This is a genomic window from Alishewanella maricola (genome assembly GCF_016343785.1).
Taxonomy (GTDB): domain Bacteria; phylum Pseudomonadota; class Gammaproteobacteria; order Enterobacterales; family Alteromonadaceae; genus Alishewanella; species Alishewanella maricola.
Genome location: NZ_JAEINI020000001.1, coordinates 184911 through 208032, shown reverse-complemented (window position 1 = coordinate 208032; position 23122 = coordinate 184911). Strand labels below are relative to the sequence as shown.

Annotated in this window: 24 protein-coding genes; 12 read left to right on the top strand and 12 right to left on the bottom strand. The window is 47.1% G+C overall.

Annotated elements, in window-relative coordinates; translation table 11 throughout:
• Positions 1-1086: 1086 nt before the first annotated feature.
• Together groL and JAO78_RS01015 are read right to left on the bottom strand one after the other, a co-directional pair.
• Positions 1087-2724: a chaperonin GroEL gene (groL, locus tag JAO78_RS01020; RefSeq protein ID WP_226749493.1), complete on the bottom strand. Its 1638-nt coding sequence runs from the start codon at positions 2722-2724 to the stop codon at positions 1087-1089.
• A gap of 49 nt (positions 2725-2773) precedes the next feature.
• Positions 2774-3064, bottom strand: a complete 291-nt coding sequence (locus JAO78_RS01015; protein WP_226749492.1) for a co-chaperone GroES — start codon at positions 3062-3064, stop codon at positions 2774-2776.
• Positions 3065-3235: 171 nt separating this feature from the next.
• Between JAO78_RS01015 and cutA the strand changes: the two genes are divergently transcribed.
• The 6 genes from cutA to prmA all read left to right on the top strand — a co-directional run bounded on the left by cutA (position 3236) and on the right by prmA (position 9053).
• Positions 3236-3562, top strand: coding sequence for a divalent-cation tolerance protein CutA (cutA, locus tag JAO78_RS01010; RefSeq protein ID WP_226749491.1), 327 nt, complete (start codon positions 3236-3238; stop codon positions 3560-3562).
• The gene (locus JAO78_RS01005; RefSeq protein ID WP_439647497.1) at positions 3555-5489 is read left to right on the top strand and encodes a protein-disulfide reductase DsbD; all 1935 of its coding nucleotides are present in this window, start codon (positions 3555-3557) and stop codon (positions 5487-5489) included. Before cutA ends, JAO78_RS01005 begins: the two co-directional genes overlap by 8 nt.
• A 259-nt stretch (positions 5490-5748) precedes the next feature.
• Complete coding sequence (aroQ, locus tag JAO78_RS01000) at positions 5749-6207, top strand: type II 3-dehydroquinate dehydratase (protein ID WP_226749489.1); 459 nt, start codon at positions 5749-5751, stop codon at positions 6205-6207.
• Positions 6208-6225: 18 nt separating this feature from the next.
• On the top strand, positions 6226-6690 hold the full coding sequence (accB, locus tag JAO78_RS00995) for an acetyl-CoA carboxylase biotin carboxyl carrier protein (protein WP_226749488.1): 465 nt from the start codon (positions 6226-6228) through the stop codon (positions 6688-6690).
• A gap of 15 nt (positions 6691-6705) precedes the next feature.
• Positions 6706-8049 (top strand): acetyl-CoA carboxylase biotin carboxylase subunit, encoded by a 1344-nt coding sequence (gene accC / locus JAO78_RS00990; RefSeq protein ID WP_226749487.1) that lies wholly within the window; start codon positions 6706-6708, stop codon positions 8047-8049.
• Positions 8050-8171: 122 nt separating this feature from the next.
• Positions 8172-9053 (top strand): 50S ribosomal protein L11 methyltransferase, encoded by an 882-nt coding sequence (prmA, locus tag JAO78_RS00985; protein WP_226749486.1) that lies wholly within the window; start codon positions 8172-8174, stop codon positions 9051-9053.
• Between the two features lie 12 nt (positions 9054-9065).
• On the opposite strand, the gene JAO78_RS16825 is transcribed toward prmA, so the two are convergent.
• Positions 9066-9116, bottom strand: a complete 51-nt coding sequence (locus JAO78_RS16825; RefSeq protein WP_226749953.1) for an AgrD family cyclic lactone autoinducer peptide — start codon at positions 9114-9116, stop codon at positions 9066-9068.
• Between the two features lie 189 nt (positions 9117-9305).
• On the opposite strand from JAO78_RS16825, the gene dusB reads away from it, so the two are divergent.
• From dusB to purH, 3 genes are all read left to right on the top strand, one after another.
• Positions 9306-10277, top strand: coding sequence for a tRNA dihydrouridine synthase DusB (gene dusB, locus JAO78_RS00975; protein ID WP_226749485.1), 972 nt, complete (start codon positions 9306-9308; stop codon positions 10275-10277).
• Positions 10278-10295: 18 nt separating this feature from the next.
• Complete coding sequence (fis, locus tag JAO78_RS00970) at positions 10296-10586, top strand: DNA-binding transcriptional regulator Fis (RefSeq protein WP_068228306.1); 291 nt, start codon at positions 10296-10298, stop codon at positions 10584-10586.
• A 145-nt stretch (positions 10587-10731) separates the two neighbouring features.
• Positions 10732-12318 carry a bifunctional phosphoribosylaminoimidazolecarboxamide formyltransferase/IMP cyclohydrolase gene (purH, locus tag JAO78_RS00965; RefSeq protein ID WP_226749484.1) on the top strand — a complete coding sequence of 529 codons (1587 nt, stop codon included), beginning with the start codon at positions 10732-10734 and terminating at the stop codon, positions 12316-12318.
• Between the two features lie 58 nt (positions 12319-12376).
• Here purH and JAO78_RS00960 read toward each other — a convergent pair whose 3' ends face one another.
• Together JAO78_RS00960 and JAO78_RS00955 are read right to left on the bottom strand one after the other, a co-directional pair.
• Positions 12377-12793 (bottom strand): gamma-glutamylcyclotransferase family protein, encoded by a 417-nt coding sequence (locus tag JAO78_RS00960; protein ID WP_226749483.1) that lies wholly within the window; start codon positions 12791-12793, stop codon positions 12377-12379.
• Positions 12794-13015: 222 nt separating this feature from the next.
• Positions 13016-13354 (bottom strand): tRNA-binding protein, encoded by a 339-nt coding sequence (locus JAO78_RS00955; protein WP_226749482.1) that lies wholly within the window; start codon positions 13352-13354, stop codon positions 13016-13018.
• 57 nt (positions 13355-13411) lie between these two features.
• Between JAO78_RS00955 and JAO78_RS00950 the strand changes: the two genes are divergently transcribed.
• Positions 13412-14155, top strand: coding sequence for a ferredoxin--NADP reductase (locus JAO78_RS00950; protein WP_226749481.1), 744 nt, complete (start codon positions 13412-13414; stop codon positions 14153-14155).
• Between the two features lie 39 nt (positions 14156-14194).
• Here JAO78_RS00950 and traT read toward each other — a convergent pair whose 3' ends face one another.
• Positions 14195-15016, bottom strand: coding sequence for a complement resistance protein TraT (gene traT, locus JAO78_RS00945; RefSeq protein WP_226749480.1), 822 nt, complete (start codon positions 15014-15016; stop codon positions 14195-14197).
• Entirely contained in the window at positions 15017-15745 is a 729-nt protein-coding gene (locus JAO78_RS00940) for a complement resistance protein TraT (RefSeq protein ID WP_226749479.1), read from the bottom strand.
• Positions 15746-15970: 225 nt separating this feature from the next.
• On the opposite strand from JAO78_RS00940, the gene suhB reads away from it, so the two are divergent.
• Positions 15971-16774, top strand: coding sequence for an inositol-1-monophosphatase (gene suhB / locus JAO78_RS00935; protein WP_226749478.1), 804 nt, complete (start codon positions 15971-15973; stop codon positions 16772-16774).
• Between the two features lie 149 nt (positions 16775-16923).
• The gene (locus JAO78_RS00930) at positions 16924-18210 is read left to right on the top strand and encodes a mechanosensitive ion channel family protein (protein ID WP_226749477.1); all 1287 of its coding nucleotides are present in this window, start codon (positions 16924-16926) and stop codon (positions 18208-18210) included.
• A gap of 61 nt (positions 18211-18271) precedes the next feature.
• Here JAO78_RS00930 and JAO78_RS00925 read toward each other — a convergent pair whose 3' ends face one another.
• Genes JAO78_RS00925 through tgt form a run of 5 tightly spaced genes read right to left on the bottom strand, consistent with a single transcriptional unit; the run spans position 18272 to position 23038 of the window.
• Positions 18272-18643: a rhodanese-like domain-containing protein gene (locus JAO78_RS00925; protein ID WP_226749476.1), complete on the bottom strand. Its 372-nt coding sequence runs from the start codon at positions 18641-18643 to the stop codon at positions 18272-18274.
• 59 nt (positions 18644-18702) lie between these two features.
• Positions 18703-19650, bottom strand: a complete 948-nt coding sequence (secF, locus tag JAO78_RS00920) for a protein translocase subunit SecF (RefSeq protein WP_226749475.1) — start codon at positions 19648-19650, stop codon at positions 18703-18705.
• Positions 19651-19660: 10 nt separating this feature from the next.
• Entirely contained in the window at positions 19661-21517 is a 1857-nt protein-coding gene (gene secD / locus JAO78_RS00915; protein WP_226749474.1) for a protein translocase subunit SecD, read from the bottom strand.
• 28 nt (positions 21518-21545) lie between these two features.
• Positions 21546-21881: a preprotein translocase subunit YajC gene (yajC, locus tag JAO78_RS00910; protein WP_226749473.1), complete on the bottom strand. Its 336-nt coding sequence runs from the start codon at positions 21879-21881 to the stop codon at positions 21546-21548.
• A gap of 26 nt (positions 21882-21907) precedes the next feature.
• Entirely contained in the window at positions 21908-23038 is a 1131-nt protein-coding gene (gene tgt / locus JAO78_RS00905; protein WP_226749472.1) for a tRNA guanosine(34) transglycosylase Tgt, read from the bottom strand.
• Positions 23039-23122: the final 84 nt, after the last annotated feature.

Sequence of the window (23122 nt, the reverse complement as noted above, 5' to 3'; positions counted from 1 at the left end):
ATCCTCCCCTAATGGGAAGAAATTGTTTCATTCCCATTAGGATCAGTTTATAAGACAGCTTTACACGTCTTTCACACGATTAAAGACCAGTTAGAAGTGGGCACTGTTTCCAGTTAAGGCATTTCGCCTCTATCCAAATCATTACAATTTGGCATTCGCTTTTTCTAACCTCCTATACCCGCTTATTCAACAGCTCGCCTTACGGTCTGCCTGCCCATTCACAGTAAATGAAGTGGCAAATAATCGGGCTTACCGAGTTCCATTGAAGTTACATGAGCAACTTAGATTCTGCCTATCCACCGACGGCCTTGTGACGACGTATTCCCAGATGTAAAAGGAATAACCAGCCGCATACCTTTTGGTTAGAGCGTATCAACAATCTTTCGCTCTTTGCGGTTGACGGTGTTTAACAGCAGTTCACATACGTTAACCTTATTGCCCAGCCTAGCCCTCAACCTGTTTATTGTTAACAAGTTATACCCACTCTCACGAGTAAAGCACTGCTCACGCAGAGGTACATTGTCAGGAAGCTTCGCACCATGTCGTTACCAACATCGCACTATCCCTAGGCTACTAACAGTCGCATGTTAGGTCTCACTTACTTGTTTAATGGAACAAGTCGAGACAATAACTTCAACAGCTGACACCGGAAGATCACTCCAGTAATCATTTGACACATGGAACAGGTAATCGAATAAAACAATCATAAGTACACAGGCAGGTTAATTAGACCCGCTAGAGTATTCATTGAATTGCTTTCTTAATTGGGAAGACACACTACGAGGATGGCGGAACGCCTTGCGGGCAGATATTAATCGCCCTTCTTTTTCCCGACTGCATAACTAGTCGACTAAAGTTTGTAGTTGTCTATTACGTGTTGTCGGCAGACTTGCGTCGCCGTTTTTCTTTAACCAATTGTATATAAACACAATTGCGCGACATCTTCAAGGAAGATTCCGGCAATCGGTTTATGCATACCGATTACCGGTGTCGACTACTAGTTTTGCAGGTGTGTAAGCAAGCACTTGTTAGTGCTTGCTTACGGTGTAGCCTGCTAGGTTAGTGACCTACACGACTCTCGTCGCACTACATCATGCCGCCCATGCCACCCATGCCGCCCATATCAGGCATTGCAGGCGCATCATCTTTTGGTAATTCAGTTACCATGGCTTCGGTGGTGATCATCAGTGAACCTACAGAAGCAGCAAACTGCAGTGCAGAACGCGTTACTTTAGTTGGGTCAAGGATACCCATTTCTAGCATGTCGCCATAAACATCAGTCGCGGCATTGTAACCGTAGTTACCTGTACCTTCTTTCACTTTGTTTACAACCACTGACGGCTCTTCACCGGCGTTAGAAACGATTTGACGCAGTGGTGCTTCCATTGCGCGTAGCGCAATTTTGATACCGTGCGTTTGATCTTCGTTTGCGCCAGTCATGCCTACTAAAGAAGCAGCTACGCGCACTAAAGCTACACCACCGCCAGGCACTACGCCTTCTTCTACTGCTGCGCGAGTTGCATGCAGCGCATCTTCAACACGGTGCTTTTTCTCTTTCATTTCGATTTCAGTCGCCGCACCGACTTTGATTACCGCTACACCGCCAGCTAGTTTCGCCAGACGCTCTTGCAGTTTCTCTTTATCGTAGTCAGAAGTGGCTTCTTCGATTTGCTGACGAATTTGCTTCACACGACCATCGATAGCCGCCTGATCACCGGCACCATCAATAATAGTGGTGTTATCTTTCGTGATAACCACGCGCTTAGCAGTACCTAAATCTTCCAGCGTGGCTTTTTCTAGCTCCATACCGATTTCTTCAGAAATCACAGTACCGCCAGTCAGTGTAGCAATGTCTTGTAACATGGCTTTACGACGATCGCCGAAACCTGGGGCTTTAACCGCAGAGATTTTCACGATGCCGCGCATGTTATTGACCACTAAAGTCGCTAAGGCTTCGCCTTCAACGTCTTCTGCAATAATTAACAATGGCTTGCCTGATTTTGCTACACCTTCTAATACCGGTAGTAATTCACGGATATTCGAAATTTTCTTATCAACAGCTAAGATGTAAGGGTTATCCAGTTCAACCTGGCCCGCTTCTTGGTTGTTGATGAAGTAAGGAGACAAGTAACCACGGTCGAATTGCATACCTTCAACCACGTCTAACTCGTTGTTCAGGCCTTGACCTTCTTCAACGGTGATCACGCCTTCTTTGCCTACTTTGTCCATAGCTTCGGCAATAATGTTACCGATTTCTTCGTCAGAGTTAGCAGAAATAGTCCCTACTTGCGCAATCGCTTTGCTGTCGGCACAAGGCTGAGAAAGTTTTTTCAGCTCTTCAACGGCAGCAATAACCGCTTTGTCGATACCGCGTTTTAAATCCATTGGATTCATGCCAGCAGCAACGGCTTTAACACCTTCGTTGATGATGTTTTGCGCTAGTACCGTTGCGGTAGTAGTACCGTCACCGGCTTCGTCATTGGCTTTAGATGCGACTTCTTTCACCATCTGTGCACCCATATTCTCGAACTTGTCTTCTAGCTCGATTTCTTTGGCAACAGAAACACCGTCTTTAGTGATAACAGGTGAACCGAATGACTTATCTAAAATAACATTACGGCCTTTTGGGCCTAAGGTAACGCGTACCGCGTTAGCCAGAATATTTACGCCTTTCAGCATTTTATTGCGAGCTTCGTCGCCAAAACGTACGTCTTTTGCAGCCATGTTGTATATCCTCAAATGCGATTAATAATTGATCAGAGAAGTGTGAAAATTAATCCAGAATGACACCTAAGATGTTGTCTTCTTTGGTGATAACATATTCCTGACCATCAATTTTTTCTGTGCGCTCTACATAAGCACCGAACAATACTTTGTCGCCAACTTTTACTTCTAGTGGCTTAACGTTACCGTTATCTAAGATACGACCATTGCCAACTGCAACGACTTCACCACGGGTAGATTTTTCGGCAGAAGCCCCGGTCAGCACGATGCCGCCAGCTGATTTGCTTTCAGCTTCGGTACGTTTGATGATGACACGATCATGTAATGGACGAATATTCATGCTCTATCTCCTAAAGCGAGTTTTATGTTTAACAAGGGTGTTAAATTGTGTGTTCGCTATATGGGGCGCTGACGAAAAAATTCCAAGGGCTGTTGTAAAAAAACCTGCATTTTTTTAAGGTCGCTTTCGCTTATAATCACTTTTCATTGTGCTTCAGATTGGGAACCGACGATGACGCCCTATTTATTGATTCTCTGTAATTGCCCTGATGACAGCAGCGCACAGCGCATCACCGAAAGCTTACTGTCCCAGCAGTTAGTCGCTTGTATCAATCGATTGCCGGATATTCGTTCCAGTTACCGCTGGCAAGGCCAAATTGAGCACAGTGTGGAAATACAATTGCAGTTAAAAGCACCAGCCGTTAACTTTACCGCAATAGAACAAGCCATCTTGGCCATTCACCCGTACACTGTGCCAGAAATTATTGCTTTACCGCTGACTCGGCTGCATGCACCCTACGGTCAATGGATAAATGAGGTAACCCTAGGTGATCATTAAACGTTTTTATTTTTTGCTTTTAAGTTTGGTTCTTACCCTAACCTTAACGGGCTTTGCCCAAGCACAACAAAGCAACGCACTAGCGAACAACAATTCGGTATTAAATAGCCTACTGCAAGCGCAGCCGCAATTTCTGCCAGTTGAACAAGCCTTTGTGTTGGATTACCGGCAACAAGATGGCGCTTTATTACTGAATTGGACTATCGCTGATGGCTACTACATGTATCGCGATAAATTTAAACTCGGCGGCGTAGCCGTCAGTTTTTCACACCCCAGCTACCCTGCCAGCATGACCATTGAAGACGAGTTCTTTGGCAAAACCGAGGTGTATTACCATCAATTGCAATTAAAGATCCCGTTAAGCGATATTGATGAAGACGCCATTTTTCGTGTGCAATATATGGGCTGCGCTGAAGCTGGTTTTTGTTATCCACCGAAAAGTGTTGAAATTCCTTTACAGCAATTCGATGCCATAGCCGAAGCAACCACTGCGAATGCCACTTCAGCGCCAGTGTCTAGCCAATATGATTTACTAGACCGCTTAACTGAAGGCTCATTACTGGCTATCCTTGGCGTGTTTTTCTTACTGGGCCTGGGGCTTTCTTTTACCCCTTGCGTTTTTCCAATGTACCCTATTTTAAGCGGTATCATTGTTGGCCAAGGTCAACAACTTTCAACCCGCCGCGCTTTTAGACTGTCGATGTCTTATGTGCAAGGTATGGCAATTACCTACTCCTTATTGGGTTTGGTCGTAGCCAGCTTAGGCGTTAAATTTCAAGCGTGGTTACAACACCCAGCTATTTTAATCGTCGCCTCAGTCATTTTTGTGTTATTAGCCTTAGCGATGTTTGGTGTTTTCAACTTACAGTTGCCTGCGCGCTGGCAAGAAAAAGTAGCAGGTATCAGCAATAAGCAACAAGGCGGCTCGTTAAAAGGGGCTTTTGTGATGGGTGCGTTATCAGGCCTAATTGCCTCGCCCTGCACCACAGCGCCGCTTTCAGCTGCACTCTTGTATGTGGCACAAAGCGGCGACTTAATGATTGGCGCAGTGACCCTCTATGTACTGAGTTTAGGTATGGGTTTGCCTTTGTTGTTACTAGGTACTTCAGGCGGGAGATTATTACCAAAAGCCGGCAATTGGATGAATGCCGTTAAAAATATCTTTGGCTTTTTGTTACTGGCCGTACCGCTTATTTTATTAGAACGTTTTTTACCTTTTAGCACCATATTAGTGTTGGGCACATTACTGACTCTTGCTCTGGTGTTTTATCTATACCGGTTAATTTTTACGTTAGAGAATATCAGCGGTAAAGCGATGATCGCGGTTGTAATCCAACTGTTGGTGCTAAGCGCGTTCTGGCTCAATTTACAAAACTGGAATCCAACTAAAGCTAATGAAACGCCTGCAAACTCGCAACAACTGTCGACGGAAGTATTAAGCGCTTTGGAAACTATTGAATCAGAAACCGCTAAACAACTGATAAAACTTGCCCTAAACCAGCAATTAACATTAGCGGATGACCTTGTTAACTCCCCGTCAGTATCTGCAGAATCAAAAAATGCGCTGGGCTTTATTGAAATAGAAACCGCAGAAGAGCTGGCCGAACAATTAAAACTGGCGGCTGCGGCGGGGCAATACACCATGGTTGATCTGTATGCGGAGTGGTGTGTCGCCTGCAAAGAGTTTGAGCAACTGACCTTCCCCAAACCTGAAGTGACGGCGTTAACGTCACAAATGCGCTTGATTAAAATTGATGTCACCACGATGTCACGTGCCGACGCAGCATTATTGGATAGCTACCAAGTACTCGGTTTACCCACCTTGTTGTTCTTTGCTCCTGATGGCACGGAACTAACCCAAAGCCGTGTTACGGGCTTTCAAGCTGCAGCGCCTTTTGCCGCGCATTTAAATAGCATCATCAATTAATGTCTGTCGGCGAACGATAGCGTTCGCCGCAACTTGCAAAACTGACGTTGCGGGCATCGCTCGCAACAGACATCCAGACAGCCACTGGCTGATAAGACCAGTATTTTGCTGCCATTTGCTGCGATTTCACTATAATAAGGCAGGTAACTGCCAGTTGGCTCTCGACAACCAGACCGGTTTCGCCCTAAAGTGCTGCATTAACTTCAGCAAACAAGGCGTTTGTTGGTGGTAGCAGCATTTTATAAGTGGATAGGGAAAGATGGCAGCAACTTTGCGCATATTACTGTTAAATGGCCCAAATTTAAATATGTTGGGCGTTCGTGAGCCGGCCACCTATGGTGCTGCCAGCTTAGCGGATATTGTTAGCGCACTGCAGCAACAAGCTGCTTCTTTAGATGTGCAATTACAAGCCCTGCAATCTAATGCAGAGCATGAATTAATCAACGCCATCCAGCAAAGCTATCAACAGCAAGATTTTATTATTATTAACCCAGGTGCTTATACCCATACCAGCATTGCACTGCGCGATGCGTTGTTAGCGGTTGCGATCCCTTTTATCGAAGTACACTTATCTAATGTACATGCGCGGGAAAGCTTTCGGCATCACTCTTATTTATCCGATATTGCCCGAGGCGTGATCTGCGGCCTCGGCGCTAAAGGCTATCACTATGCTTTAGACGCGGCAGTATCTTATTTACATTCACATAATCAAACCTAACTCAATCAGGCGAAAGACATGGATATTAGAAAAATTAAAAAATTAATTGAATTGCTGGAAGAGTCTGGCATTTCTGAATTAGAAATTACTGAAGGCGAAGAATCGGTACGCATCAGTCGCCATGGCCCCGCACAACATTATGCGCCACAACCTATGCATTATGCGCCAGCGCCAATGCAGGCGCCTGCTGCAGCTGCAGCGCCTGCGGCAGCCGCGGCAGCCGCAGTGGAAGCAAAACCGGTAGTCACGGGTCATGTTATGAAATCACCGATGGTGGGTTCTTTCTATCGTGCTGCATCGCCAACGTCGAAAAATTTCGTGGAAGTGGGTCAAGCCGTTAAAGTGGGTGACACCTTATGTATTGTTGAAGCCATGAAGATGATGAACCAAATCCAAGCAGATAAAGCGGGTGTGGTAAAAGAAATCTTGGTTGAAAACGGCGAGCCGGTTGAATTTGACCAGCCAATTTTTATTATCGAATAACATTAAGGCTGACTAATGTTAGAAAAAGTCCTGATAGCCAACCGAGGCGAAATTGCCCTACGCATTTTGCGTGCGTGCAAAGAACTCGGTATCAAAACGGTAGCAGTACACTCTACTGTTGACCGTAATTTAAAACACGTGTTGTTAGCTGACGAAACCATTTGTATTGGCCCAGCACCTTCACCGCAAAGCTACTTAAATATACCCGCATTAATTGCGGCTGCTGAAGTGACTAATGCGCAAGCGATCCACCCAGGCTATGGTTTCTTGGCTGAACGCGCTGATTTTGCGCAACAAGTTGAAGAAAGCGGCTTAGTGTTTATCGGTCCACATCCGGATTCTATCCGCCTAATGGGTGACAAAGTGTCAGCCATTGAAGCGATGAAAAAAGCCGGCGTGCCATGCGTGCCGGGCTCTGATGGTGCGGTAGGCGATGACGCTGCTGTTAACATGAAGATTGCGAAGCGCATCGGGTATCCGATTATCGTTAAAGCGGCTGGCGGCGGCGGTGGTCGTGGTATGCGAGTGGTGCGTACTGAAGAAGAATTAGTCAGCTCTATCGAGATGACGAAAGCCGAAGCGAAAGCCGCTTTTGGTAATGACATGGTGTATATGGAGAAATTCCTGGAAAACCCACGTCATATCGAAATTCAAGTTTTAGCTGATGGCCAAGGTAACGCCATCCACTTAGGTGAGCGTGACTGTTCAATGCAGCGTCGCCACCAAAAAGTGGTAGAAGAAGCGCCAGCGCCGGGTATTACCCCTGAACTGCGTGCCTTTATCGGTGGCCGATGTGTCGATGCCTGTAAAGTGATGAATTACCGTGGCGCCGGTACTTTTGAGTTCTTATTTGAAAATGGTGAATTCTTCTTTATCGAGATGAACACCCGTATTCAAGTAGAGCACCCGGTTACCGAAATGATTAGCGGTGTCGACTTAATTAAAGAACAACTGCGTGTTGCCTCGGGTATGCCATTGACCATCAAGCAAGAAGACATCGTTATCCGTGGCCATGCCATTGAGTGTCGCATCAATGCTGAAGATCCAGTGAGCTTTATCCCATCACCGGGTAAGATCACGCGTTTCCATCCACCGGGTGGTAATGGTATTCGCTGGGACTCGCACATCTATGCTGATTACACGGTACCACCAAACTATGATTCGATGGTCGGTAAGTTAATCACCTACGGTGAGACCCGTGATATCGCTCTGGCGCGGATGCGCAATGCCTTAGACGAGTTATTAGTGGAAGGTATCAAAACCAACATTCCATTGCATAAAGACATTATGCGCGATGCCGGTTTCTGTAAAGGCGGTACCAATATCCATTATCTGGAAAAGAAATTGGGTATTAAATAACAGCGTTTTACTCACGTGAAACTGAAAAGGGCCCGCAGGCCCTTTTTCTTTTGGCATTAATTGGATCTCTGCTGGTTGCTGGCGCTATAATAAGCGCCTTTTTTCGCTTGTAGAGAACCGCTATGCCTTGGATCCAATTACGCGTCACGACCACTGAAAAGAAAGCCGAACAGGTCAGCGACATGCTAATGAGCTGGGGGGCGCAGGCGGTCACCTTTCTGGATGCGCAAGACACACCGATCTACGAGCCGATGCCAGGTGAAGTGATTTATTGGGCCAATACCGTGGTGATGGGGCTATTCGATGCCGAACACCCGATGCAAAAAGTGATTGCGCAGCTTGAAAGCACTGCATTATTTAAAGAAGGCGTCAGCTACAAGCTAGAACAGTTAGAAGATAAAGACTGGGAACGCGAATGGATGGATAACTTTCATCCGATCAAATTTGGCGAGCGGCTATGGGTATGCCCTAGCTGGCGCCCCATCCCTGATCCTGCTGCGGTTAATGTAATGCTAGACCCTGGCTTAGCTTTTGGTACCGGCACTCACCCCACGACCGCACTGTGCATGCAATGGCTTGACGCACACATAAGCCATGGTCAAACCGTGGTCGACTTTGGTTGCGGCTCGGGTATTTTAGGTATTGCAGCGTTAAAACTGGGTGCCAGCCGTGTTATTGGCGTGGATATCGACCCACAAGCTATTATGGCTTCACGCGCCAACGCGGAACGTAACGATGTGCTGAATCAAATAGAATTGTACTTACCTAAAGATCAGCCACAACTTCAAGCCGATGTGGTGGTAGCCAACATTTTAGCCGGTCCTTTGGCTGAACTCTCTAGTATTATCAGTGCCTATGTAAAACCGGGGGGCTTATTGGCACTCTCGGGCATCTTGCAAAGCCAAGCACAAAGTGTGATCGATGCCTATGCCGCTGAGTTTACTTTTGACCCCATTGCCGAACAGGAAGAATGGGTACGTTTAAGCGCCAGAAAAAACGTTTAATTCAGCGTCTATTCAGCCAGGCTTTGGAATTTTGGGTTGGTGATAAAAACAACAGCAACTCAATTATCTTTTTAGCGACATCAGCACTGGCGCTAACATAAGCTTGAGAAAACACGGATTTTCAGCCTTTTAGGGAATGTCAATCCCTGAAAGGTCAAAAAAAAGCAGGTTTTGTTTAAATAATAACCTTTGCTTTAGTGACAAAAATCCGTAAACTTAGCGCCCCTTGGAGGTAGAGCCTTGGATTCAGTGGTGCGCATAGGTCCATATCAGTTAGCGAATAAGGTAGTTTGTGCTCCGATGGCTGGAGTAACCGATCACACTTTTCGTGAGCTTTGTCGGCGTTTCGGTGCAGCTTTAGCTGTGTCAGAAATGCTGTCGAGCAATCCGCTGGTCTGGCAGAGTGAAAAATCACAGAATCGTATGGGCCATCGTCAGGAGTCTGGGATCCGTTCGGTGCAAATTGCCGGCAGTGATCCTGAACAAATGGCGGCAGCAGCCCGTTATAATGTCGAGATTGGCGCACATATTATCGACATTAATATGGGATGCCCTGCCAAGAAGGTAAATAAAAAACTGGCTGGGTCTGCTTTATTGCAGTACCCCGAGTTGGTTGAACAGATTATCCAAGCGGTGGTTAACGCTGTTGACGTTCCTGTAACGTTAAAAATCCGTACAGGTTGGGATCCGGATAATCGCAATGGCGTGCAAATTGCGCGTATTGCTGAAGATAATGGCATACAGGCACTCGCGGTACATGGTCGTACCAAAGCTTGTATGTATAAAGGAGAAGCTGAGTACGACACTATTGCCGCAATTAAGCAGCAGGTATCGATACCAGTAATGGCGAATGGTGATATTACCACCCCGGAAAAAGCACGTTTTGTGCTGGACTACACCGGAGCTGACGCCGTGATGATTGGCCGTGCAGCTCAAGGTCGACCATGGATTTTTCGGGAAGTAGTACATTATTTGGCAACAGGACAGAAATTAGCCGCACCTTCAGTTTCAGAAGTGCAGCAAATCCTGTTGGAGCATGTGCAAGGCTTACACCAATTGTATGGTGAACACGCCGGTGCTCGTATCGCCCGCAAACATGTCGGATGGTACTTGGCAGAACATGATCCACAAGGAGTTTTTCGCAGTGAATTCAATGGCATTGAGCTGGCATTAACGCAGCTTGATGCATTAAATGACTATTTTCATAAACTAGCAGCCACCTAACGTAAAAGAGAAAAAGCAATGTTTAATTCGAACGTTACTTCGCCATTTATTACTAACGCCCACGTACAAACTCAGGAAAAGCCACAGGCTTTATCTAACGCCGCGCAAAAAGCCGTTGCTAACTATCTGCAACAGTTAAACGGCCAAGATGTTAACGACCTGTACGAGCTGGTTTTATCTGAATTAGAACGCCCGCTACTGGAAGAAGTGATGAAATATACCCGCGGCAATCAAACACGCGCCGCTAACTTAATGGGTATCAACCGCGGTACGCTGCGTAAGAAACTTAAACAATACGGCATGTCGTAATGCCCCGCAGGGTTCGGCCCTGCTACCAAGCACCTTCGGGTGCTTTTTTATTAGCTGGAACAGGGTAAAACTTCGCTGCTAAGCTCTGTTCCAGCCCGGCTTACGCCATGTCACTCTTTCTTTTAGCTACAACGAGATAATCCTGATGAGCACACTTCGTCCTGTCCGCCGCGCCCTTTTGAGCGTATCTGATAAAACCGGTATTGTTGAATTCGCCAAGGCACTCAGCGCCATGCAAGTAGAGATTTTATCTACCGGTGGCACAGCTAAATTATTAGCCGAGCAAGGTATTGCCGTAATTGAAGTTTCTGATTACACCGGCCACCCTGAAATTATGGATGGTCGTGTTAAAACGCTACACCCGAAAATTCATGGTGGTATTTTAGCGCGCCGTGGCATCGATGAAGCTGTGATGACGGCAAATAACATCGGTCCTATCGATTTAGTTGTCGTGAACCTTTACCCATTCGCTAACACCGTAGCCAAAGCGGATTGCTCATTGGCGGATGCAATTGAGAATATCGATATCGGTGGCCCAACCATGGTGCGTGCGGCCGCTAAAAATCATCAAGACGTGACAATTATTGTCAATGCTCACGATTACGCGATGGTACTGGCTGAAATGCAAGCACATGACGGTGCCACCACTCATGCTACGCGCTTTAGTTTAGCTATCAGCGCCTTTGAACATACCGCACAATATGATGGCATGATCGCCAATTACTTCGGCACCATGTTACCGGCATATGACACGCCCACCGCGCCGGCGAGCAAGTTCCCTCGCACCTATAATAGCCAATTCGTGAAAAAACAAGATTTACGTTACGGCGAAAACAGCCATCAAACGGCGGCGTTTTATGTACAAGCCGGCGCCAATGAAGCATCGGTTGCCAGCGCCACACAATTGCAAGGTAAGGCCCTGTCTTACAACAATATTGCCGACACCGATGCCGCTTTAGAGTGTGTAAAAGAATTCGCCGAACCGGCCTGTGTGATCGTTAAGCACGCCAACCCTTGTGGTGTGGCTATTGGTGAAAACATTCTGGCGGCTTATAACCGCGCTTATGCAACCGATCCTACCTCAGCGTTTGGCGGCATTATCGCCTTTAACCGCGAGTTAGATGACACCACGGCGAAAGAAATCGTTAGTCGTCAATTTGTCGAAGTGATTATTGCCCCTAGCGCCACCGCTGCTGCGGTCGCGGTTGTTGCCACTAAGCCGAATGTACGCTTATTAGTCTGTGGCGAATTTGCTGCCGCCAGTGCTGCCGTGGATATCAAGCAAGTCAACGGTGGCATCTTATTGCAAGACCGCGATCAAGCTACTGTAACAGCGGCTGATTTAAAGGTAGTGAGTCAGCGCCAGCCCACCGAACAAGAGTTAAAAGATTTATTGTTCTGCTGGAAAGTCGCCAAGTTTGTGAAATCGAATGCCATTGTTTATGTGAAAGACAGCATGACCATTGGCGTCGGCGCCGGCCAAATGAGCCGCGTTTACAGCGCAAAAATCGCAGGCATCAAAGCCGCGGACGAAAACTTAGAAGTCAAAGGCTCTGTCATGGCCTCTGATGCCTTCTTCCCGTTCCGCGACGGTATTGATGCTGCCGCTGCTGCTGGTATTACTGCGGTGATCCAGCCAGGTGGTTCAATGCGCGATGCCGAGGTCATTGCCGCCGCAGATGAGCACGGTATGGCTATGGTGTTTACCGGCGTTCGCCATTTCCGTCACTAAACATCTGCTTTAACTGTAAAAAGGCCGCATAGCGGCCTTTTCTATTACAAAGTCACGATCAGTTTCCAGCCAGCGTAAAATCACCTGATAAAATGGGCTTTAAATCATCCGTCGCGCGGTTGTAAACATAGACCCAAGCAGTAACCGCTGCACCATTTTGCAGGGTGACGGGTTGTTTAAGTCGCAGATATTCAGTGGGACTAGCAAAACCAGGGCCGCACTCTTCATAGGCATCCAGCTCTGTGAGTAAATTTGCAGCTTTCGCTAGCTGATAAACTTCACCAACAACCTGCCAAGCGGGGTCGTTACTTGGCACGGCACCGGGGTAATAATCGACCAAATACAGCTTAGCCTGCAAACCACCCAGCCCGACGAGGCTGGCATATTGCTGCAGTAACTGATAGCAACGATTGCCAGCTGCCCGACGCGGCGCATGTTGGCGCAGCGTGCCATAGACAAATAAATATTCTGCCATGAACAAAGCCCAGATTAACAGTAGCCTGCTATTTTTACATAAATTTAGCCTGAACTGCCCCTTCCAGCGCAAAGCTATTTCTCATGGCGCCGCAAACAAGCCAGCTTACCGCTGTGGTGTGGCAAATCCGCTAAGCAATTGGCTGATAAAAGCCGATATCTGCCTGACGCCACAACAACAAGCGCTGATTGGTGACTATGCTTCTTTAGTTAAGCAGTGGCGTTATCCCAACTTAGCCCCATTGGGCACCGGGCTGTCTACTGATACCAGCACGATAGCACCATCTTCTCTGGCAAAACCGGTAACCAAACACTCTGACTGCATAGGGCCGATTTGCTTAGCTGGAAAATTTACCACTGCCATGACCTGCTTACCCAATAATTGCGCTTTACTATATAAGCTAGTGATCTGGGCACTGGATTTTTTGATACCAATGTCGCTGCCAAAATCTAATTGCAGTTTATAGGCGGGTTTTCGGGCCTCAGGAAAATCGTCTACAGCGATAATGGTGCCTACCCGAAGTTCTACTTTGGCAAAGTCTTGCCAGCTGATGGTTTCCATTACACCCTCTGCGTTAAGCTGCTATGCTAATCAAATTAAAGTAAACCGGAGAACGCCATGGCGCAATGGTTAAATGCGACGATAGCGGAAACAATTCACTGGACCGGAAATTTATTCAGCTTAAAAGCCAAGACCGGGCCACTCCCTTTTATTGCCGGTCAGTTTGTCAGACTGGCCATTGATGGCCCTGAAGGAAGGATTCAGCGCGCTTATTCACTGGTTAACCCACCTGACAGCGAATATCAGGAGTTTTTAGTCAGCACCGTTGCCGATGGCTTGTTATCGCCATTATTACAGCAATTAACGCCTGGCGATACGCTGGGAATTAGTCAGCCGGCTACTGGTTTTTTTATTCTGGATGAAGTACCTGACGGCGACAACTTGTGGCTGATTGCCACTGGCACCGGCATAGGCCCCTATTTATCGATGCTAGCCACCGCTGAACCTTATCAGCGCTTCGCCCATATTATTCTAGTACACAGTGTCAGCAACGCAGCCGATTTAACCTATAAAGACCTGATAGCCAGCTTTGTGGCAAAGAATCCCGAGCAGTTACACTATCAGCCGATCGTTACCCGCGAAACCTACCCTGGTGCCCTGCAAGATAGGATACCCAAATTAATAAACAGCCAGCAGTTACAACAACAGTGCGGTCAGTTGCTAAACCCAAAATCACAGGTAATGCTTTGTGGTAACCCACAAATGATTACCGACACTAAAGCCTTATTGGAAGGCATGGGTTTAACCAAAAACCTGCGGCGTAACCCCGGCAATATTACAGTTGAGCAGTATTGGAAATAATGTTGCCTTGGCTTTGATAACGTTTTGAGCGTAACGCCGTTAAAAAATGCCGGCCAAAGATCGTAATATACCGTTATGCAAAGAGGGTTCGGCTTCTTCCCACGTTAAATTGGCTTTATTGGCAAAGCCTAGCAACTTCACCTGATACTTACGCCGATCGGTATGTTGCTCCCAGAGCAATTCTAACTGGCCACTATCCCCTTGCCATAAGCGCTGTTCGCTTTGGTCCAGCACAAGCTCATCGCTGTCTGGGGCAATTCGCTCGGCAATTTGAATATCGGCTAACAAGGTAAAGTATTTATCTTTCACCAACTGATTACCAACATATTCTGCGCCTACAATCACCGCAACCACGGCTAAAGCACGCACCACATCTTTGGTATCAATATCAGTAGAAAAGCCGGCATCGGCATAAACTACACCAGGGCCAGACGCGCGACGGCGCGTTGCCGGCGTGTTATTGGCAACAACACTGCTACCCGGGCGCATAAACTCGGCAATTTGTTGCTCACTCATGCCGTATTGTTCACGAAGCACTTGCTGCGGTGGTTGGTTTAATACGGTACGAATATTGACCTGCAACCAATACTGCGCAGCACTGGGGGCATTGACTAACTGATAACCGCGGGCGGTCAACAACGACGCCACATCGCGCATGAGTGGCCGTTGATACTCCGCCGCCGTTTGGCGGATATCTAAAAATACCGTGCGTAATTCGGCTTCAACCGGATCCAAATAAATGGTTTCGCTCATGCGCATTTGCACATCAAGCTTGCCCTTACTCACGGAGGTATGCAGCGCGCCGCAGCCGGATAACAGCAGTAAACCGCTTAAGATCGCGCCTTTGTAAAGCAACGACATTTAGAATAGCCCAGCTAAAGCACGCGCGACGCCATCGGTTAACGGCTGTGCCGCGGTTTCCCATTTTAGGTTTGCTTGATTAGCTGAACTGACAATGCGTGTTTGATATTTACGCATATTGGTTTGCTGAGAATAACTAGACCGAGTACTGCCACTATCACCTTGCAACAACGTATGTTCAGAACGCTCTTGTACTTGGCCAGCAAATCTCTCCATAATTTGGATATCGGTGATCACGCTGTAATAAACATCTTGTACCATGGCATCCACTACCGTACCGACCACGGCCCCCGCCACCGCTGCACCTGCCGTACCGCCAACAGACCCCCCTGTTGAACGATGGATCACCGCACCTGTTACTGCGCCACCAACCGCACCTGGGCCAGCAGCAAGCGCACCTTGACTATCCCGAGCATTGCTACGACCAACTTGTAACACATTTGCCTGTAACCAGTAGTGGGCTTTTGAGGGGCTATCAATGACTTGATAGCCGCGACTGCGCAGCGTCAAGATCACCTCTTCCCGCACATTAAACTCAGGCTTGTCAGAGGTATTACGAATATCAACATAAACCGTGCGTAATTCAGGATCGACTGGCTCAAGAAAAATACTTGAGCTCATTTTAGTTTGCACATCTAACTGGCGTTTAGCCACACTGGTATGCAGTGCGCCACAGGCAGTTAAACTTAGCAAAGCCGCTACAGCAAGCAATCGAGTCAGTAGGTTCATCAAGATATCCCAAAGGTTTTAAACAAGCATAAGCTTATTCTGCGGTTACTGGCTGAATATTATCTGAACAACCCCAGCAATTTATCACGTTTTTAACCTTTTACTGCAACAGACAAATTAAGAAACACCGAGGCAAATGCTTTACTTTTTTCAAGCAGCCGCTACAATATGCGCCGCTCTTTTGATTGTTCTTTATACAGCTCTTTTTAAAATAAGGTAATCGCTATGCATCCGATGTTAAACATCGCCATTCGTGCTGCCCGTACCGCGGGTAATATTATTGCACGAGCTTGTGGCCAGCTCGACATGGTTGAAAAACTGCAGAAAGGCAGCAACGACTTTGTTACCAACGTTGACCGCGAAGCTGAACAAGCTATTGTTGCGGTGTTAAAAAAATCTTTTCCAACCCATGGTATTGTCGGTGAAGAACATGGCGATTACGGTAACAATGACAGTGAATTCCAGTGGATTATTGATCCGTTGGATGGCACAACCAACTTCATCAAAGGCATTCCACACTTTGCCGTTTCTATTGCCTTAAAACATCAAGGTAAACTAGACCAAGCCGTTATTTTCGATCCGCTACGTGGCGAATTGTTCACGGCGTCTCGCGGTCGTGGTGCACAATTAAACGGTACGCGTATTCGGGTAAATAACCTGCCAGATATGCAAGGCAGTATTTTAGCCACCGGTTTTCCGTTTAAAGCCAAACACCATTTAGACAGCTACAGCAAAATCTTCAACGCGTTTTTTGCCGACTGCGCCGACATGCGTCGTACCGGTTCTGCCGCCTTAGATTTAGCTTATGTCGCTGCCGGTCGTTTTGACGGTTTCTGGGAAATTGGCTTAAAGCCTTGGGATATTGCCGCAGGTGAACTAATCATCCGCGAAGCCGGTGGTATGGTCTGTGATTTTGCTGGTGGCAATAACCACATGAAAAGCGGCAACATTGTTGCAGCCAGCCCAAAAGTATTGCAAGCTATGGTGAAAGGCATGCGGCCACACCTGTCAGAAACGTTAGCAAAATAAGTTACACGGCCAGCGCTGTGCGGCCATCGCCACAGCGCTGGTATAGCGGGTCATCTATCCGCTGATGGTTGCACTGCTCACAGGCCTGCTCACAGCCTGACTAAGCTGGACGCTTCAGCCTCCTTCTCTCAGCCAGTAAAAGGTTTAGCATGCAAGAAATCATTAGTACTGTCGCCTCGATAAAATCCTGGTCAGAGGCCAATCCTCACCTTGCCATGTGGTTAGGCATCGCGATTCTATTATCACTTTCTTGGCTAGCCAATTTTTTGGTTAAGCATATTCTGCTACGCAGCGTCTTCAGTTTATTAGGTTTAAAGAAAAGTCAGTGTGAACAACGCGGCTTAGATTTTCGTTTTGTTAATCGGCTTTCCAATGTGGTTCCTGCGCTGGTTATATCGACCTTAGTCAATCGTGTACCGCTTTTACCCGAACTGCTGGTGCAGGTTACCATTAACGTGACTAACGCCTTTATTGTGCTGACTATCGCTATTGCGCTGAGTAATCTGTTAACGCTGATTAACTCTTTATACGCCCGACGCGAAGATGCACGCAGTAAGCCGATTAAAGGCTATATCCAACTGCTGAAAATTGTGATTTACGCGGTCGCGGTGATTTTGATGATTGCCTCGTTGTTCGACCGCTCACCTTTGATTTTACTGTCTGGCCTGGGTGCGATGGCCGCAGTACTGATGCTGATTTTCCAAGACACCATCTTATCGTTAGTGGCCAGTGTGCAAATCTCTTCTAACGACGTGATCCGCGTGGGTGACTGGGTTGAAATGCCACAACTGCATGCCGATGGTAATGTTATTGATATCGCCCTACATACGGTAAAAATACAAAACTGGGATAAAACCATCACGACTATCCCCACACGCCGCTTTATGACCGATCCGTTTAAAAACTGGCGTGGCATGCAAGACTCTGGCGGCCGACGCATTAAACGTAGCTTAATGCTCGATCAACAAAGCGTGCATTTTTTATCAGAAGAGCAAATCAAAAAGCTCTGTCGTTTTCGGTTATTAACTCAATATATTAGCGATAAGCAGGCTGATATTGCGGCGTGGAATGCTGAACTCAAAGAGCAAGGTCGCGAGCCGGTGAATACTCGGCGTATTACCAATTTGGGCACTTTCCGCGCTTATGTTACGCAGTATCTAAAAAGTCATCCGCATGTGCATCAAGACATGACCATGATGACGCGCCAATTAGCGCCCACCCCAGAAGGCTTGCCACTGGAGATCTATTGTTTTACCAATACCATTGCTTGGGTTGCCTATGAAGGGATCCAAGCGGATATTTTCGATCATCTGTTCGCGATCTTGCCCGAGTTTGGATTACGTGTTTACCAGCACCCTAGTGGCAAAGACTTACAAATGTTACGTCTGTCATCAGGCCAAGCCCCCTCGCCAGCATCACAGCAAATTGCCGAGTAACGCTAAAACACAGGCTATGGCGACAGTGTATGCTGCGCCATGGCATGCATTCAAGGCTTAATCATAAAGGCTTAATCAGCGGTAACTGACGCTCTTGCCATTCACGAAACCCACCCGCCAAGCTGAACACCTGTTGATAGCCCATCTGCTGCAGGGTTAACGCCGCTAAAGCAGAGCGGTAACCGCCACCACAATACAGTACAATTTTTTGTTTTTTATCGGCAACAGTTTGCTCAATATCACGCTCAATAATCCCTTTGCCCAGATGCATCGCTTCAGGAAAGTGCCCCTGTTGCCATTCGTGATCTTCTCGAATATCTAACAATACATATGGCTGTTCATGAGCTAAAAGCTCATCGATACTGATTTCTTTGATCTGTTGTTTGGCGGCTTCAACCAGTGCGATAAAGCCTGCAGCATGTTGCTTACTCATATTTTACCCATAAAAAATGCCAGTCATTGACTGGCATTTTTAACACAGATTTCGCGAAATTACATTAACGGTTCGGTACCTTCACCTTCTTTCTCAGGTGGTGGTGGTGGTAACATATCATCGCGGTTTAAGCCCAGTTGTACCGCAATACCACTGGCCACAAAGATAGAAGAGTAAGTACCAATGGCGATACCAAATAACAGTGCAGTGGCAAAGTTATGGATCAAGGCGCCACCCATGTAAAACAACACAATCAATACAATAATCGTGGTTAACGACGTAACAACCGTACGGTTTAATGTTGAGGTTACTGCGTCATTGACGGTTTCTTCCGGCGTGCTATCACGTAATTTGCGGAAACTTTCCCGGATCCGGTCAAACACCACGATAGTATCGTTAATTGAGTAACCAATCAGCGCTAGAATCGCCGCCAGTACCGTCAGGTCAAACTCAAGTTGTAACAAGGAGAAAAGACCCAAGGTAATAATGACATCGTGTCCCAACGCTAATACGGCGCCTAATGACAAGCGCCACTCAAAGCGCATCCCCACGTACAACAAGATACCAATTAACGCCGTCAGCATGGCTAAGCCACCCTGCTCTTTTAATTCGTCACCCACCGAAGGGCCAACAAATTCAATACGACGCATTTCAATCGGCGTAGCAGAGGTTTCGGATAACGCCGCCATAATCTCATTCGAGATCCGGCTTTGCTCTACCCCTTCTCTTGGTGCAATACGTATCGCAACGTCTTGGCTTGAGCCAAAATATTGCACTACCGCATCGGCATAACCGCGTTCGGCTAAAATGGCACGCACTTGGGTCAGATCAGCGTTTTGGGTGTAACCCACTTCGATAACCGTACCGCCGGTAAAATCCAGCCCCCAATTGATGCCTTTTGTGAACAACAAGCCAAACGAGCTTAGCAGTAACACGATAGACAGCATCAGCGCTGGCATCTTAAAGCGCATGAAATTGAGAGGTTCGTTAAAACTAAATATTCTCACACCAAGCTCCTTACATCGGTAACGACTGTACGCGACGGCCGCCCCAGATTGAATTAACCAGCAAGCGGGTACCCACTACTGAAGTAAAGATCGAGGTTAAAATACCGATAGCTAAAGTGATGGCGAAGCCTTTCACTGGACCAGTACCAATTCCAAACAGGATCAGGGCCACTAATAATGTGGTGATATTCGAGTCAGCGATTGTCGCAAAAGCACGGTCATAGCCTTGATGGATCGCTTGTTGAATCGAGCGGCCTTCGGCAATTTCTTCACGGATCCGTTCAAATATCAGTACGTTAGCATCAACGGCCATACCGACAGTTAACACAATACCCGCCATACCCGGTAAAGTTAGGGTGGCACCGGGGATCATCGACATAAAGCCAATAATTAACACCAGGTTAGCGACCAACGCCAAGTTAGCAATTAAACCGAACACACGGTAGTAAATCACCATAAAGATTAAGACCACCACCATACCCCACATAATGGCCGTCATACCTAAATCGATATTTTCCTGACCGAGGCTTGGCCCTATGGTGCGTTCTTCGATGATTTGCGTAGGTGCAATCAGTGCACCGGCACGCAGTAACAAGGCGAGATTTTGTGCTTCAGCAGGGTTACCAATACCGGTAATGCGGAAACTGCGCCCCAAACGCGCTTGAATGGTCGCGGCATTGATCACTTCTTCCTGCTTAATCAACACAGGCGTGCCATCAGCTTGTAATTGCTCACCGGGCTTATATTCAATAAACACGGTCGCCATACGCCGACCAATCGAATCACGAGTGGAGGTTGAAAGTAAGTTACCGCCTTGTGCATCCAGAGAAATGTTAACCTGTGGCTGGCCCATTTCATCGTAACTTGAGCTGGCATTGGTGATGTGCTCACCGGTCAGCATCACGCGGTTTTCCAGTAAGAAAGGTTGGCCACTGCGGTCATAATACAAACCTGAACCGGGTGGTAAACGACCATTCAAGGCCGCACCTAAGTCACCTTGCTCGTCGACTAAACGAAACTCGAGTGTTGCCGTTGCGCCCAAAATCTCTTTAGCTTGCGCCGGATCTTGTACGCCAGGTAATTGCACTATAATACGATCAGCGCCTTGACGCTGTACCAGCGGCTCAGCTACCCCAATTTCATTCACCCGATTACGGATAATGGTGATGTTCTGCTCAAGTGCGTATTCACGAATTTCGCGCAGACGGATTTCGCTTAAGGTCACTTGTAGGCTAAATTCAGCAGGGCCGTCAGTAAACACTAACTCACGGTCCAGTTTGCCTAAGGCCGAGCGAGCCGCTTGCACATCTTCCGCTGAGCGCAATTGCAGTTGCACCATGCCGCGTTCAACATCTGCAGAAACTGAACGGTAGCGCACTTTAGCTTCACGTAAGTCGGCACGAAACGCACCCACCATGTCATTGATGTTTTTATCAATGGCCGCTTTCATGTCTACGGCCATTAAAAAATGCACACCACCACGTAAATCTAAGCCTAACTTCATTGGTGTTGCACCAATGCCAGCCAGCCAATCGGGGGTGGTGGGCACTAAGTTTAATGCCGTAACATAGTTAACAGTACCCAATAAATTAATGGCAATTTGCCGCGCTCGCAGCTGATCTTCAGCAGATTGAAAGCGCGCTAACACCTGACCATTTTCCAGTGTTACCGATTTTGGCGTAACACCTTCACTGATAAAGCTTTGCTCTAACTGTTGGCGAGTGCTTTCTAACACCACGCCCCCACGGGTTGCATTAATATTCAGCGCCGGATCTTCCGGGTATAAATTTGGCATTGCGTAAACTAATGCCAGTAGCAGTACCCCGATAACGACCAGGTACCGCCAGAGCGGATTTTGGTTTAACACGAATACATCCTTTCGTTAGCAGTGCCGCTTATAACGACTTTAAAGTACCCTTAGGTAATACCGCACTGATAGCGGATTTTTGTACTGTGACTTCAGTACTGTCATTTAATGCCACAACGACAAAGTCTTTATCTTCCGCAATTTTAGTAATGCGACCGACAATACCGCCTTGCGTCAGCACTTCATCACCTTTACCTAAAGCCGACATCAGGTTGCGATGTTCTTTTACACGCTTGGCTTGTGGGCGGTAGATTAAAAAGTAAAAAATCAAACCAAACGCCAACAACATAATAATTAAATCCCAACCACCACCTTGTGGTGCGGCAGCGGTATCGGCATAGGCTTGGTTAATGAATAAACTCATGGTTGTCCCCTTAATGTTAAAATCAGTTATTCTGTTAATTCTGCGTCCAGCGATGGTACTGGCATACTTCTTTTTGCGTAAAATTCTGCTACAAAGGCTGACAAGTTACCAGCGGCAATAGCTGCGCGCAATCCCTGCATCAGCTTCTGATAATGATGCAGGTTATGAATGGTGTTTAAACGCGCGCCTAAAATCTCGTTGCAACGATCTAAATGATGTAAATAGGCCCGAGAATAATTTTTACACGTGTAACAATCACAGTCTTTGTCTAACGGCGCGGTATCGGTTTTATGCTTGGCGTTGCGGATTTTAATCACGCCATCACTAACAAACAAATGACCATTACGCGCATTGCGTGTCGGCATGACGCAATCAAACATATCCACGCCACGGCGTACCGCTTCAACTAAGTCTTCTGGTTTGCCTACGCCCATTAAATAACGCGGTTTGTTCGCTGGCATTTTATCAGTGGTGTGGTTCAGAATATTAATCATATCGGCTTTGGGTTCACCTACCGATAAACCGCCGATGGCATAGCCGTCAAAACCAATCTCTTCTAAACCGGCTAATGAAATGTCTCGCAAATGCGGATACATGCCACCTTGGATAATACCAAACAACGCTGACGGGTTATCGCCATGCGCATCTTTTGAACGTTTCGCCCAGCGCAGCGATAATTCCATGGACTTACGAGCTTGTGGCTCGGTAGCCGGATATGGCGTACATTCATCAAAGATCATCACAATATCTGAACCCAGATCGCGCTGCACTTCCATTGAGCGTTCTGGCGTTAACATGATGCGTTCGCCATTTAGCGGCGAGCGGAACTTAACGCCTTCTTCGGTGATTTTGCGCAGTTCGCCAAGGCTAAATACCTGAAAACCGCCTGAGTCAGTTAAGATGGGTTTATGCCAATGCATAAAATCATGCAGGTCACCGTGTAACTTAATAATGTCAGTGCCCGGACGCAGCATTAAGTGAAAGGTGTTACCTAAGCAAATTTGCGCACCGGTGGCATCTAACTCTTCTGGTGTCATGCCTTTTACCGTGCCGTAAGTCCCCACGGGCATAAAGGCAGGGGTATCCACCACACCACGATCAAAAATAAGTTGGCCACGACGGGCTTTACCGTCAGTAGCAAGTAATTCAAATTTCAAAATTTACCTCTTCTGGCCGGAAAAACAGTCCGGCTCGTCATTATTAGCGTTTTGCCGCAATATGGCCGCGCGCAATCGGCGGCC